Source organism: Streptomyces sp. NPDC100445, assembly GCF_044759735.1.
In the GTDB taxonomy this organism is placed as follows: Bacteria; Actinomycetota; Actinomycetes; order Streptomycetales; family Streptomycetaceae; genus Streptomyces.
The window spans coordinates 337,268-349,967 of the sequence record NZ_JBIVZV010000001.1 but is presented as its reverse complement, the minus strand read 5'-3'; the positions used below and the strand labels follow the sequence as shown (position 1 = coordinate 349,967).

The window sequence follows — 12,700 nt, the reverse complement described above, 5'->3', positions numbered from 1 at the left end:
ATCTTGGCTGGCGTTCCCCTCACTTTCCGCGTGAGGGCAACGCTTGGCCGGCTTCAGACCACCAGAACTCGGCGCCCCCGTGTGTGACCGGCGTGGCTGTCGGTGTGCGCCGCCGCGGCCTGGGCGAGCGTGTACGACTTCTCGACCGGGATGTGGAGCTTTCCCTGCGAGATGAGGCCGACGGCCTCGGTGAGCGCTGCCGGCATGCTCCCGGCCACGCCGGAGAATGGGACGCCGAGCTCCGGCGCGCCGAGATCGGCGATGGAGATCACCTTGTGCGCATCCCCGGTGAGGTCGACGAGTTCGCGGAGCACGCCCGAGCCGGCCAGGTCGAGAGCCGCGTCGACATGGCCGAGCTCCCGCACCCGCCCGACCCAGCCCTCGCCGTAGGTCGTGGCGAGGGCACCCAAGCTCCGCAGGTAGTCCTGGTTCGCGGCCCCAGCCGTGCCGATCACCCTGATGCCGCGGTCACGGGCGATCTGTAGCACCGCCGAACCGACTCCTCCGGACGCACCGCTGACCAGGAGCGTCTGCCCGGATTGCACACCGACCTCGCGGATGACGCGCAGCGCGGTCTCCACCACGGAGGGATACCCGGCTGCCTCTTCGAACGTCAGCGCCTCGGGCATACGGGCCCAGGCCGACAACACGGCGAACTCGGCATATGTGCTCGAACCTTCGCCGAACACCCGGTCGCCGACCTTGACCCCGTCGACGCCATCACCGACTTCGTCAACCACCCCGGAGGCGTCCAGCCCCACTCCGGAGGGCAACTCGATCGGATGGGCCCCCAGGACCTGACCCTCACGGATCCTCCAGTCGACGGGGTTCACGCCCGCCGCCCGCACGGCGATGCGTATCTGGCCGGAGCCTGCGTGGGGCTCCTCGGCATCTATGAGTTGCAGGACGTCCGGACCGCCGAACTCGGCGAAGCTCACTTTCTTCATGCGACGACCATAACACTAACGGATAGGCTTTTGTACTCGTTATTGATTTGCACCTGATAGTGTGAGCGTATGACCGTGCCGACCGGACGCCGTGAGCGCAAGAAGGCCGTGACCCGCCAGAAGATCGCTGACGTCGCCCTTCAGCTCTTCCTGGAACGGGGGTACGACGCCGTAGGCATTCGTGACGTGGCCGCAGAGGCCGATGTGGCCGTCACCACGCTCTTCTCTCACTTCGCCTCGAAAGAGGCCCTGGTATTCGAGCAGGACGACGACTTCCAGCAGCGCCTCGCCCGGGCGGTCACCGACCGGGCACCCCACGAGCCGCTCATCCCCGCGCTGCGCCGCGAGATCCAGGCCCTGGTGCGCCACTGCACGGCGGGCAACGCCGCCCCGATCTGGCGCATGATCGACGCATCACCCGCTCTGCGGAAGTACGAGGAGTCGATGAAATCGCGCCACGCGGAGTCGCTGGCAACGGCCATCGCCGCCCACCCCGACCTGTCACGGACCACGACGGCCTGCCGGGCGATCGCGAGGTTCGTGATCGACGCCCATTCGCTGGCCCGTGAGGCGGCCGATCCGAAGGCCGCGGTGGACGAGATCTTCCGGATGATCGAAGCAGCCTGGGAGGTCACCCACCCCTCCGCAAACCCCACCGGCACGGCCGCACCGTAGTCGGACGTTGCCTAGTACTCCAGCCGTAGATCGTGATCTTCATGGCTGAAGTTCGGCTTGGCGTCGGTAGTGGCTGCGACGGGCTCGGGCTTGGTGGCGTCGTCGCCAAGTGGACCAGCGCCATCGCTGGACTGGGTCTTGGACTGGTCGAGCAAGCTGAGCGGTGAACAGGCGCTGAATCTCGTTGCGGGTGAGCGGGATCAGCCCGTCAGGGCTTGTGCCGTCGTCACTCGGGGTTGGTCGCGGCGTTCGAGGGCGACAGTAACGGCAAGGAAGGCGTGTGCGAGCAGGGCAAGGGTCACCCAGCGATGCCAGGAATCCCAGCGGCGGACCTGGTGCTCGTCCAGCCCGGCCAGGGTCTTCGAGCTCTGGAAAGTCTCCTCCACCGTCCAACGGCTTCCCGCGACCTCGACCAGCGTGGACAGCGGCACCGGGCGGGGCGAATAGCAGCGGTAGTAGGCGAGTTCACCCGTACGCCGGTTGCGGCGGATCAGCAGGTATTGCTGGCTTGCCAGGCCGGGAGCGGTGAGGGCGACCTGCGCCCAGTCGTACCAACGGTGGCCCTTTGCACCGCGTCCGGCGGACAGCTTCTGCCAGGCCCGCTTGGGGATCTTCTTGGTTAGGTGGTCGGCGCGCTGAGGGCCTGCCGGAGTGGGGACGCGGTGCGTGCTGGAGACCGCCAGCACGTAGCCGAGCTGGCGCTTCTCCAGGGCGGCACGGAGTTTCGGGTTGTCGCCATAGACCTCGTCGCCGGCCGCCCACGCGGCTGGAACTCCCGCGTCCAGGGCGCGCTCGATCAACTGGGCGAGCTGCGGCTTCGTCGCGAAGAGCAACTCCTCAGGGACGGCGGCCTGCCGGCAGCGTTCCGGGTCGCTCGTCCAGGACTTGGGCAGGTAGAGCGCGCGGTCGACAGCAGCATGTCCGTGCTTGGAGGTGTAGGTCAGGTAGACGGCGACCTGCGCGTTCTCGATCCGCCCGGCGGTGCCGGTGTATTGGCGCTGGGCTCCGACGGTGCGGTTGCCCTTCTTCAGGTCGCCGGTCTCGTCGACCACCAGCACGGCCTGGTCGTCGGCCAGGTGCTCCAGTACGAACGCGCGCAGGTCGTCGCGAACGAGGTCGGCGTCCCATTTGGCCCGGCCGAGCAGATGCTGCAGGCCGTCCGGGGTGGTGTCCCCGGCGTGCTCGGCGATGGTCCAGCAGTTCTTCCGGGGCAGGTCCGCCATCAGTCCGAGCAGCAACTGCTTTGCCCGACGCCGGGTTCGACCCGGCTGAATCGTCCCGCAATCCGCGCCATCAGGTCCTCGAACACCGTCTGCCATCGGGCCGGTACTACGCTGTCCCCCGCGGCCACCGCAAGATCGTTAGTCTTCACACACTGATGATCAGTGGTGGCCGCACCCATGCTCGCGCGGCCTCCACCAGCGAGATCGCGAGACCACTATGGGTCTTGGATCTACGAGTCGAACCAGCGGTACCAGATGGGCGTGCCTACGCCTGCGTCCCAGCTCTGGCGCGCGGCACGGCGCTGATCGGACGTCGTCAGCGACTCCTCGTGGGCGAGCCAGTCGAGGTACCACTCCGCGAATGTCGCGGCTCGGCGGTCATCGGTGAGCAGCGGGTTCAGGCGATCGCACGTTGCGCGCCCGTCGAACCACATGGTCCCTCGCATGGGCCCGCTGACCACGAGAAGTGTGTAGAAGCCGCAGCCATCGTCGTGGAGAAAGACGGCCCCGGTGACCCGAGCGGCTTCGAGCGCATATGCGGCCTCCTGCCAGGCGTTGTGATCAACTTGGTAGGCCGCATCGGACAGGTAGTCCTCCCGCTTCGGCTGGTGGTCCCACGCGTCCTCGCTTGCCGCCAGCGCGGTGTCATGGTCGGGAAAGGGGACATGCAGCTTCTCGTGGTCCCCGTACTGAGCGTCTTCCCAATCCCAGCGCGACCCGTTGAACTGCAGCTTCCGCACCCGGCCGCCCGCGCTGACATGCAGCAGGTACTGGCGGTAGTCCTCGGGGAACTCCACGCCGAACTGTTCCTCAGCCTGGCGCACCTGTGTCTCGCTCAGGACTTCCGGGAGCTCCTGTGTGCCGAGACACGAGCTCTGCCGCGCGTAGAGAGCGACGGTCCGATCCCGCACCTCATCCCAGTTCACTGCCTGCATGACCGGCAAGATAGCCGGTCGACCGACAGTCGCGTCGGCCTGGCCCAGGCGCTGGCGGCCACCGCAACAGCCCGGTGACGAAGATCACGATCTACGGCTGGAGTACTAGGGGAGTTCCCGGGGCCGACGGCCCCGGGGTTGTCTGTCGGCTGGATGGGTGGGATCAGTTTGTGGCCGGGACCAAGGTGCCGAAGGAGGCGGCGGCAATCTGCTGGATGTAGCGCATCTCGGTGCCGTTGAGGTTGGTCGGGTTGACGGAGTAGACGACCTTGCGGGAGAGGTCACGGGTGGCGAACACACCACTGGTGTAGCCGGGGCGAGAGCCCGTCTTGCCCCAGACCACGACGCCGTTGGAGGCCTTCACCCTCATGATGCCCATGGTCATACAGGCGCGGCCGGCGTCGGCCTCGGTGCGGCACTGGCTGCTGTGGAAGCTGGGGACGTCGGGGACGGTGAAGAGCTCGGCCTGCTGGGCCGGCGGCAGCAAACGGCCGTGGAAGAGAGCGGTCATGAAACGGTCGAGGTCGGCGGGGGTGGAGATCATGCCGCCCTCGGCCCAGGGCCAGGGGCTCTGTTCTGTGACGTCCACCGGGTGCGTGGTGCCGTCCGAGGACGTGACCGTCAGGTAGCCGTGGGAGTGCGGGCCGGGCAGGCGCGGGTCGTCGGCGTCGGGGACGCGGGTGTCGTGCAGTCCGAGGGGCCGGGTGATCCGGGACCGCACCTCGTGGGCGAAGGTGTTCCCTGTGATCTTCTCGACCAGGAGGCCGGCGACGTAGTAGTTCATCCCGTTGTACTGCTGGGCCGTTCCCGGCGCGAACTGCATCGGCTGGCCGGACATCAGGTCGGTCACCTGCTGCGGGGTGAAGCTCTTGAGGCGGTGGGCGGCGAACCATTCAGGGCTGCCGTCGCCGAAGTCCGCGCTGGCGGCGCCGCGCGGCAGGCCGCTGGTGTGGTTGAGCAACTGGCCGACCGTGACCGACGGGAGGCCGGCGGGCAGGACCCCCGGCAGGTACTGCTGGACCGGCTCGTCCAGGTCGATCCGGTGCTCGGCGGCGAGCTGGAGGACGATGGTGGCGGTGAACACCTTCGAAATGCTGCCGATCCGGATGTGCGCGTCGGATGGGACGCCCTGACCGGTCTCCAGGTCGCCCACGCCGGAGGTGCCCGACCAGTGACCCGCGCGACCGGTGATCCGCAGCAGCGCGCCGGTGACGTCCGCGTTCGGCAGGCCCCCGATGGCTGCCTGGAGCTTGGCCGGGTCGAGCCCGGGCAGCGGCGCACCGGTCGTGGCGGTGAGCGCCGGAGCCGGGGTGGCGGCGGAGGCGGGAGGGGCCATACCTGCGGCCAGGGCGACCAGCACGGCGCCGGACACGGCCATGGTGGTCCAACGGGTCATAACAGCAACGCAGTTCACAGTGAGGCTCTCCAAAGCTGTGGCGGTGGGACCGGCGGTCGAACGGCCCAGCCACGAGTCTCATCCAAGCCGACAGCCCGGCTCATCAGGGAACGCCCCTGAGCGAACCCGGACCGCACCCTCACAGGTGACTGCGGGTCAGCCCCTGGCTTGGCAACGCCCCAGCCTCCAAGCCCGGGCGCCGGTACCGCGGCAGGGGCTGCGACTTCGACCGGTACCGGTCGAAGTCCGACGTGGCGTAAAGCGCCGCTCAGCGGGTGGAGCGCAGGACGCGGCGTGCCGTCGCGTCCTACCGCTCCGGGTCCCAGTCCACGAGCTGGTCGAAGGGGTGCGGTTGCCGTCGACTGCTCCCGGGATCAAGATCCCTACCGGGGTCGTCGCGAGCAGACCCTCGCCCTGCTGCGCCAAGCCCAGATCGCGACCATCCAACTGCCCCTGCCCCTGCCCCTGCCCCTGCCCCTGCCCCTGCCCCTGCCCCTGCCCCTGCGCCAGGCGGGCGTCCGCCCTGGCCCAGATCCCGCAGGGCAACAGCGACAGAGCCTTCGAAGGCCGCCAGGACCTCGCCGTGTGCCGGGCTCGCCGCTCAGTCGGGTCGCTGCTTCGGGTGCGCCTGCCACCCGTCCGCCGCACGCCCCCGCGTGGGATGTGGGCTTGGACACCGCGAATGGGATGTCTGCATTCGAGACTGTCTCAGAACAGCGTGTCGGTGTCCTCGGTGGGCGCCGGGGCCGGCGTGCGAGTGCGGCGGGTGCGCGCGGGCTGCGGGTCGCTTCCGAACAGCGCTTGTGTCCCGCATTCGTCGGGCACCGCAGGTATCGGCCGGCACACGGCTGCGTCGACCAGGTCGAGCGGGGCGCAGTCGTCGAAGTCGGCGCGCTTCATACGGGTCCAGTCGCGGTTCTGGGGTATGGCGGTCATGGGCGGTCTCCTGTCTGCGCTCGAGGCCGGACGCGGGCGGCGCGCCCCGGCGGTATGTCAGTGTCCAGATCAGCGCCGTGCGGTGCTTGCGTCGCACGGCGTTCCGCACATGCGGCTTCTCCTGCGGTGAGGGTTTCAGCCGCTGTCGTCCTCCTCAATCCGTCCGTCATGGTTGGTCGCCCAGGGCGTCGGCCTGGGCTGTCCATCCATCCTTCTGCCCACATGACGGTGCCCGGATCATGCGCGTCGCCGAGGGCGGTCACGCCCGCCTTTCATCAACGCTGTACGTGGCCGCGATGTCGTGCTCGGCGAGCGGCACGACGGTGGCGGTATGGGGCAGGCCGAGCGGCGGTCCCCGGCCCGGCCCACCGTCCCACCGTCCCGTATGCCCGGCCGGGCTGTCCCGCCGGCCTGGCCGCCGCCGCTCGGCAGCGTCGTGACGTCTGCGCCTTCGACGCCAGCGCAGTTCGCCGCCCGGTGCGTCGTCGTCCCGGTCCGGTTACAGCTCGAATTCGAGGTCGGGGAGGTCGGTGAGTTCGACTTCGAGACCGTGGGCGGGGTGGCCGCCGAGGGCTTCGGCGGCGATTCCGCAGACAGATCACCGGCGTAAGTGGTTCAAAGGCGCGCAGAAGGCGACGCACCCGGCTCGCGGCGCGGGCCGCACGGGCGCCTCCCATCCGATGGTGGTCAACGACGCCGCGCTCGCTCTGCTGTGCCCGAAGCCGGGCCTGGCTCAGCTCGCAGGCGAGCCGGCCGATGTCCTCGCCGCCGCTCAGGCCGCGGTCGATGCACCGGACGGGTTGGACACCATCGCCTCCTACGCGACCGAGGTGGCGCTGCCCGCGACGGGCACCTGGTCCAACCCCGGCAAGGGAGGCGCCCAGGCGGACATCGTCGTCACCGCGCGGGAGGATGGCGTGCCGTTGCTGTTCGCGGAGATCGACAACTGTTATGAGTCCGCGCAGGTACTCGCCGGGAAGATCGACAAGTACATGCGGTTGCGCCGGCGGAAGGTGAAGGACGTCGACGGCAAGGAGCGGTTGGCTCTGTACGCGAGTACGAACAGCACTTCGACGGCTATTCGGGCAGCACCTGGCCACCGGCGAGCGATTTGGATGCTCATGAATTCGACAGCGCCGGGCATGGCTCGCGGCTCGGCTGACACCGTTGCCGGCCGCTCCACCGGAAGCGTCTGGAGGCGGTTGGCGATGTCACGGAGTGAGGACCAATCTGCCCCGCAGGCCGCCCTTGGCGAGCGCCTCGTGTGCCTGGACGGCGTGGTGCAGCGGCAACGTATTGGCGACGCGGAGGGACACCTGGCCGCGTTCGGCCAGCGAGGACAGCCACCTGAGGGCGGAGCCGTCCGCGGCGACCCACTGCTCGGAGACGGTGATGCCGCGCAGCGGCAATGGAGCCGCGCCGGCGACGACCGAGACGAAGGCTCCCCGGTTGCGTACGGCGCCAAGTGCCCGGACGCCGAGCACAGCGGCGTCGAGAGCCCCGTCGACGCCTCCGGGGACGAGGTCACGGACGGCTTCGGCGAGGTCGGCGGAGCGGGGGACGAACCACCGCGCGCCCGCTGCCCGGACGAATCCTTCATCCTGGGCACCGGCAGCGGCCACCACCCGCAGCCCACGCAGCGTGGCCAATTCCACCGCGAAGCCGCCTACCGCGCCTGCCGCACCGGTGACCAGCAACGTAGCGCCCGGTTCCAGGGCCAGCAGGTCCAGCGCCTGGAGGGCGGTCAACCCGTTCAGGGGCAGCGTGGCCGCCTCGGCGGCGGAGATACCCACGGGGGCGGGCGCGACCGCTTCAGCGTCGAGTACGACGAACTCCGCGTACGTGCCCAGCGAGACATCGAGTCGGTCCCGTAGGCCGATCACCCTGTCACCAGGAGTGAACGTCGTGACACCTTTTCCCACCTCGTCGACGTGTCCGGCGACATCCCATCCGATGCCGACGACTTCGCGCGCCGCCATCAGCCCCGCCGAGGTCAGCGCACCGGAACGCGTCGCTGCATCGACGGGATTGACGGAAGCGGCGTCGACCCGGATCCGTACTTGTCCCGGACCGGTCGCGGGCACCGGCACCTCGCTGATCTCCAGAACGTCCGGCCCGCCGAAAGACCTCACCACAACGGCACGCATCGCCTACTCCTCACGGTGATCCACAGGGACTGTGTGCATCACGACCCTAAGGAGAGCTACTCTCCGCTGGGAAGCAGGCACTTCAAAGTGCGCACCACACCTGAAGGAGAGCCATGGCGACGCAGCCCGACACCCGTGCCGCTTACGACGCGTACCTGGCCGAGTGCCCCGCACGGCAGTTGCTGGACCGAATCAGCAACAAATGGGTCAGCCTGATTGTCAATGCGCTCTCCGCAGGTCCGCAGCGCTACAGTGATCTCTCCCGACGGCTCGCGAGCATCAGCCAGAAGATGCTGACGCAGACGCTCCGGAACCTCGAACGTGACGGTCTCGTCGAACGCACTGTCACACTCTCGGTGCCTGTTCGCGTGGACTACGCCCTGACGCCATTGGGGGAGGGCTTGATCCCTGTCATGCAGGCGATCAAGAGCTGGGCGGAAGAGAACATGGACGAGGTTCTGGCCGCCCGCGAACGCTATGACGGCGACGCCGCCGACTGACACCTCTCCGCTTCGAAGGCCTTACCAGGCCGAGCGGGTGCTGTCCGTTCTCGTGGACATGAACCTCGGTCCGAACTCGGTGCCTCCCGCGCGGCTGAACAACCGCTGTCGATCTCGGGTTCTGGCACGAGTTGTGTGAAGGATTCACGCAGCCTGACCTCAGAGCCGAAGTGCGGGAAACCCGCGATTCCCAGGACCCCGTATCGTGGGAAGCCCGCGTTCCGCCTGGGCAGAGCCGGAATGCGGAAAACCCGTGATCCGCCTCTCACCCCCGACACCCCCGGAGAGGAGGATTCCTCCGGCCCCAGCCCCCTCACCGGTCCCGCGCGGTCACTGCCGCCATAAAGGGAGCAGCAGTCGGGGGAGCGGGCTCCGGAGTTCTCTGCGGAAGAGCTGCGCGGCGCCAGCGAGTTCCTCCAGCGGATGCGGCATTGGCAGGCGGGAGCGGCCACGGCCAGGCGGTGCGCGCCGAAGCTGATGCGGGCGAGGCGGGCGAGGCGGGCGATGCGGGCGATGCGGGCGATGCGGGCGCAGGGCTGGCCGGCACTGGCCGAGATGGACGACGCCCACCGCAGGCTGCTGGAGGCCGACATCCTGAAGGACACCGGCGGGGCCACGTCCTGGACGAAGTGCCCGCCGGGATGGGTGGAGGACTTGCGCCGCTACGCCACGGTGAAGCCGCGTACGGCCCCGGCCGCCGTCGACGGCGCGGCGCGCCTGGCGCCGGTGGCCGCCTGCCCCGCCTGCGACGCGGAGGGTTGGGTCCTCTACGACGACGGCCCGATGGTGCCCTGCACGCATCCGGGCGTGAGCGCGGGGACGGAGGCGGCCCGGTGACCGTGCAGGAACCGGCCACCGAGAGCCCGGAGGCGGAAGCGCACGTACTCGGTGCCTGCCTGAGTGATCGGTGCTCACCAGTGGCGTCTGAAAGGGGTGGACGTGCCGGCGCTCGGTACCCGCATCCACCCCTACTATGGGGTGTTCGCACCTGTCAGAGGCGAGTACGTCGACCTGGTCGCCCATACGCCGCTGCCACCGACGGCCCTGCATAGTCCGACACCAGCACGGCGTTCGATCTCGGCACGGGAACCTGTGTCCTCGCTGCGGTCCTGGCCCGGCGCGGAATCAACCGCGTTGTGGCCACCGACATCAGCCCACGCGCCCTGGCCTGCGCCAGGGGAGAACGCCCACCGGCTCGCGCTGACCGACCGTATCTGAGGTGTCGGGTCCCGGCCTGTTCCCCGAAGGCCGCGCCGACCTCATCGTGTGTAACCCACCCTGGCTCCCCGCCCGTTCGACCAGTCCCATCGAGCAAGGCGTCTACGACCCGGACAGCACCATGCTCCACGGCTTCCTCACCGGACTGTCCGCCCACCTGCGGCCAGGTGGTGAGGGCTGGCTCATCCTGTCCGACCTGGCAGAGCACCTCGGCCTCCGGACACGTCAGCAACTGCTCGAGGCGCGAGGTCCTGCGCGCGGCAGGGAGCCGGCCGCGTCCCTCAGGTCAGTACCACTGCCTCCAGAAGCGTGAGCTCTTCGACGAAGACTCAGCGTTCCCTGCGCCGTCGCTCGTCGAGGCGGCGCCAGCCTGACCAGCTAAGACGCCTTGCTCATGATGGCGAAAACGGCCGATCATTCGCGCATGAGACCCGAAGTGCAGACATTCGTCGCCGACGGCCCGCTCCCCGACTGGGACGCGAGCGAAGAAGAGATCGAGAGGCGTGCGGGGCAGATCGAAGCGATTCCGAAACCGGTCACAGGAGAGGAAGCCTGTGCGCTCGTCGCCTGCTTCGGCCCGGACGACTGCTACGGCGTCGCCTGGACGCTCCTCCACCTCATCGAGACGGGGCCGACCCCCGTGCTGACCACCGACCCCGGGCCGGACTCCAACGAGTGGCACCAGCGCCTCTACAACCGAGCCGTGAACGGAGGTCTCGTCCGCTGAACTTGCCGGCATAGCAACGTGAGGTGTCTCAGCCCATGACTGGGAGCGATCTGAGGTGAAGTTCCTGAGTGACGGTCGGGGCTCAGGCGTACTGCGCCCAGTCCTGGTCCAGGCGGTCGGTCAGGCCCGCGGCGGCGAAGGCCGCCTCCAGCTCGTCGCGGCCTTCGGTGAAGTGGGCCCAACTGTCGTGGTGGACCGGGACGACGCGGCGGGCGTCAAGAATCCGGGTGGCCATGGCCGCCTGCGCACTGTCCAGGACGATCAGGTTGCCATCGAAGACCATGGGGAAGCGGGGGGCGCCGGCGAACAGGAGGGCGGTGTCGATAGGGGCGAAGCGCTCGGCGATCTTCCTGACGGCGTCGAGCGAGGCGTTGTCGCCGCTGACGTAGACCGTCGGCAGGCCGTCGCCGGTCAGGACGAAGCCGACGACCTGGCCGGTGAAGGGCTCGACCTCCTCACGGGCGCCGGGACCGTGGATGGCAGGGACTCCGGTCACAGTGATGGTGCCGCCGCCCGGGCGCTCCAGCTCGACCGCCTCCCAGTCGGCCAGGCCGCTGGCCTTCGCCCCGAGGCGCTTGCCGCCGTCAGGTGTGGTGAGGGTGAGGGGGACGTCGGTGAGCAGGGCGCGACCGGAGGTGTCGAGGTTGTCGGCGTGCTCGTCGTGGGAGAGCAGGACCACGTCGATGGGGCCGAGGTCGGCGGGTGTGGTGGTGGAGGGGGCGGTCTTGGTCAGGGTCGGGCCACCGGGCGAGGCATAGTCGCCGGGGCCGTCGAAGGTCGGGTCGGTCAGGAAGCGCAGGCCGCCGTACTCGAACAGGGCGGTCGGCCCACCGAACGTGCGGACCGGGAACTGGTTGGCGTCGAGTTGGGACATCACGTCTCCGTTTCTCATGAAAAAAACCTGCGGTTAACGTGATGCCAGGCTAGGCAGGCATCACGGAAAAACGCAAGCGCTACCATGAGAGGCATGGACGACACCCCGGCCACCGACGTGGCGCCGACCGCTCTGCCCCCGGCACCGGGTGCCGATCGGTATCGCTCCCTGGACTTCGCCGACACCGCCGCCACCCTGCCCGCCGGCCAGAGCTACGACCTGCTCGCAGCCCCGGAATCCGCCATGCGCTGGCTCGTCGCCCACGACCTGACCACCCCGGACGTGCAGCTGTACGAGGTGTGCGCACAGCGGATGCGCACGCTGCGCGCCCACATCCGCGCTCTGTTCGCCGCCCGCGTAGCCACCACCACCCCGCCCGAGGAATCCCTGCGCGCGGTGAACGAGACCCTCACGGCCGTGCCTACCGCCCCCCTCCTCGCCTGGGACGGAGCCCGGGGGCTGCGCCGTATCCGGGCACACCCCACCGACCAGGCCGTCAACCACGCACTGGCGACCCTCGCCGCCGACGCCGCCGACCTGCTCACCGGTCCCGACGCCGACATCCTCGCCGCCTGCGGATCAGCGCCCTGCGACCGGTTCCTCCTGCGCACCCACGGCCGACGCCACTGGTGCTCCACACGCTGCGGCGACCGTGCCCGCGCCGCCCGCGCCTACGCCCGGCGCAGCGGCGCCTCGGACTGACGCACCACCCCCAGGGCCCTCCTGCGGCCGCCCGGTGGCCACCGCGAAGCACCTTCAGCAGGCTGCTTCCCTGGCCAACCGACAGCCGGGCACTCGCCTGTCAGCTGGCCTCTGACCCTCAGTGACGGGAACGGTGATGGTCTCGCCGACTATCGTCGACCGAACTTGCCAACTACGTTCGACCACACACTCGTCACCTGCGGGATTCCTCCGGTCGTCCGCCAGCTATCAGCAGCCGTCACGCTCGGTTGGTCACGATGCGGTCACGACGGAGAGGTTTTCCAAGGTCGGCGTCACACGGAGGCCGACCTCCGCGCCTGCACGAGGTGAATGGCGGGATGGGCTCGCCCCACATGCAGGAGCACTCCGTGGCGAGTACCGCCGGCGGCCCCGAGCAGCCCCGCGCCCGGACTGGCGAGG

At 69.3% G+C, this 12,700-nt stretch carries 11 protein-coding genes and 3 pseudogenes; 7 read left to right on the top strand and 7 right to left on the bottom strand.

Going from position 1 to position 12,700, the window contains the following annotated elements:
* Positions 1-53 precede the first annotated feature (53 nt).
* Positions 54-947: an NADP-dependent oxidoreductase gene (locus ACIQVT_RS01435; protein ID WP_403745789.1), complete on the bottom strand. Its 894-nt coding sequence runs from the start codon at positions 945-947 to the stop codon at positions 54-56.
* Between the two features lie 69 nt (positions 948-1,016).
* On the opposite strand from ACIQVT_RS01435, the gene ACIQVT_RS01430 reads away from it, so the two are divergent.
* Entirely contained in the window at positions 1,017-1,622 is a 606-nt protein-coding gene (locus ACIQVT_RS01430; protein ID WP_403745788.1) for a TetR/AcrR family transcriptional regulator, read from the top strand.
* Between the two features lie 39 nt (positions 1,623-1,661).
* Here the strand turns inward: ACIQVT_RS01430 and ACIQVT_RS01425 are convergent.
* The 4 genes and pseudogenes from ACIQVT_RS01425 to ACIQVT_RS01410 all read right to left on the bottom strand — a co-directional run bounded on the left by ACIQVT_RS01425 (position 1,662) and on the right by ACIQVT_RS01410 (position 6,112).
* A pseudogene (locus ACIQVT_RS01425) lies at positions 1,662-2,916 on the bottom strand (IS701 family transposase).
* Between the two features lie 159 nt (positions 2,917-3,075).
* On the bottom strand, positions 3,076-3,780 hold the full coding sequence (locus ACIQVT_RS01420) for an SMI1/KNR4 family protein (protein ID WP_403745786.1): 705 nt from the start codon (positions 3,778-3,780) through the stop codon (positions 3,076-3,078).
* A gap of 163 nt (positions 3,781-3,943) precedes the next feature.
* Positions 3,944-5,176: a serine hydrolase domain-containing protein gene (locus ACIQVT_RS01415; protein ID WP_403745784.1), complete on the bottom strand. Its 1,233-nt coding sequence runs from the start codon at positions 5,174-5,176 to the stop codon at positions 3,944-3,946.
* A gap of 708 nt (positions 5,177-5,884) precedes the next feature.
* Positions 5,885-6,112, bottom strand: coding sequence for a hypothetical protein (locus ACIQVT_RS01410; protein WP_403745782.1), 228 nt, complete (start codon positions 6,110-6,112; stop codon positions 5,885-5,887).
* Between the two features lie 680 nt (positions 6,113-6,792).
* On the opposite strand from ACIQVT_RS01410, the pseudogene ACIQVT_RS01405 reads away from it, so the two are divergent.
* A pseudogene (locus ACIQVT_RS01405) lies at positions 6,793-7,065 on the top strand (hypothetical protein); the annotation flags it as partial.
* A gap of 258 nt (positions 7,066-7,323) precedes the next feature.
* On the opposite strand, the gene ACIQVT_RS01400 reads toward ACIQVT_RS01405, so the two are convergent.
* The gene (locus ACIQVT_RS01400; RefSeq protein ID WP_403745781.1) at positions 7,324-8,259 is read right to left on the bottom strand and encodes an NADP-dependent oxidoreductase; all 936 of its coding nucleotides are present in this window, start codon (positions 8,257-8,259) and stop codon (positions 7,324-7,326) included.
* A gap of 113 nt (positions 8,260-8,372) precedes the next feature.
* Here ACIQVT_RS01400 and ACIQVT_RS01395 point away from each other — a divergent pair, with 113 nt between their 5' ends.
* From ACIQVT_RS01395 to ACIQVT_RS01380, 4 genes and pseudogenes are all read left to right on the top strand, one after another.
* On the top strand, positions 8,373-8,759 hold the full coding sequence (locus ACIQVT_RS01395) for a winged helix-turn-helix transcriptional regulator (RefSeq protein WP_403745779.1): 387 nt from the start codon (positions 8,373-8,375) through the stop codon (positions 8,757-8,759).
* Between the two features lie 504 nt (positions 8,760-9,263).
* Positions 9,264-9,596, top strand: a complete 333-nt coding sequence (locus ACIQVT_RS01390; RefSeq protein ID WP_403745777.1) for a hypothetical protein — start codon at positions 9,264-9,266, stop codon at positions 9,594-9,596.
* Positions 9,597-9,659: 63 nt separating this feature from the next.
* A pseudogene (locus tag ACIQVT_RS01385) lies at positions 9,660-10,290 on the top strand (methyltransferase); the annotation flags it as partial.
* Positions 10,291-10,401: 111 nt separating this feature from the next.
* Positions 10,402-10,704 carry a hypothetical protein gene (locus ACIQVT_RS01380; protein ID WP_403745775.1) on the top strand — a complete coding sequence of 101 codons (303 nt, stop codon included), beginning with the start codon at positions 10,402-10,404 and terminating at the stop codon, positions 10,702-10,704.
* An 82-nt stretch (positions 10,705-10,786) separates the two neighbouring features.
* Here the strand turns inward: ACIQVT_RS01380 and ACIQVT_RS01375 are convergent, their stop codons facing one another.
* On the bottom strand, positions 10,787-11,578 hold the full coding sequence (locus ACIQVT_RS01375) for an MBL fold metallo-hydrolase (RefSeq protein WP_403747830.1): 792 nt from the start codon (positions 11,576-11,578) through the stop codon (positions 10,787-10,789).
* 93 nt (positions 11,579-11,671) lie between these two features.
* On the opposite strand from ACIQVT_RS01375, the gene ACIQVT_RS01370 reads away from it, so the two are divergent.
* Positions 11,672-12,280, top strand: a complete 609-nt coding sequence (locus tag ACIQVT_RS01370; protein WP_403745773.1) for an ABATE domain-containing protein — start codon at positions 11,672-11,674, stop codon at positions 12,278-12,280.
* Positions 12,281-12,700: the final 420 nt, after the last annotated feature.

Bases quoted from the DNA above. Each gene is read 5' to 3' on its own strand.
- ACIQVT_RS01435 (WP_403745789.1), bottom strand. From the start codon at position 947: ATGAAGAAAGTGAGCTTCGCCGAGTTCGGCGGTCCGGACGTCCTGCAA.
- ACIQVT_RS01430 (WP_403745788.1), top strand. From the start codon at position 1,017: ATGACCGTGCCGACCGGACGCCGTGAGCGCAAGAAGGCCGTGACCCGC.
- ACIQVT_RS01420 (WP_403745786.1), bottom strand. From the start codon at position 3,780: ATGCAGGCAGTGAACTGGGATGAGGTGCGGGATCGGACCGTCGCTCTC.
- ACIQVT_RS01415 (WP_403745784.1), bottom strand. From the start codon at position 5,176: ATGACCCGTTGGACCACCATGGCCGTGTCCGGCGCCGTGCTGGTCGCC.
- ACIQVT_RS01410 (WP_403745782.1), bottom strand. From the start codon at position 6,112: ATGACCGCCATACCCCAGAACCGCGACTGGACCCGTATGAAGCGCGCC.
- ACIQVT_RS01400 (WP_403745781.1), bottom strand. From the start codon at position 8,259: ATGCGTGCCGTTGTGGTGAGGTCTTTCGGCGGGCCGGACGTTCTGGAG.
- ACIQVT_RS01395 (WP_403745779.1), top strand. From the start codon at position 8,373: ATGGCGACGCAGCCCGACACCCGTGCCGCTTACGACGCGTACCTGGCC.
- ACIQVT_RS01390 (WP_403745777.1), top strand. From the start codon at position 9,264: ATGCGGGCGATGCGGGCGATGCGGGCGCAGGGCTGGCCGGCACTGGCC.
- ACIQVT_RS01380 (WP_403745775.1), top strand. From the start codon at position 10,402: ATGAGACCCGAAGTGCAGACATTCGTCGCCGACGGCCCGCTCCCCGAC.
- ACIQVT_RS01375 (WP_403747830.1), bottom strand. From the start codon at position 11,578: ATGTCCCAACTCGACGCCAACCAGTTCCCGGTCCGCACGTTCGGTGGG.
- ACIQVT_RS01370 (WP_403745773.1), top strand. From the start codon at position 11,672: ATGGACGACACCCCGGCCACCGACGTGGCGCCGACCGCTCTGCCCCCG.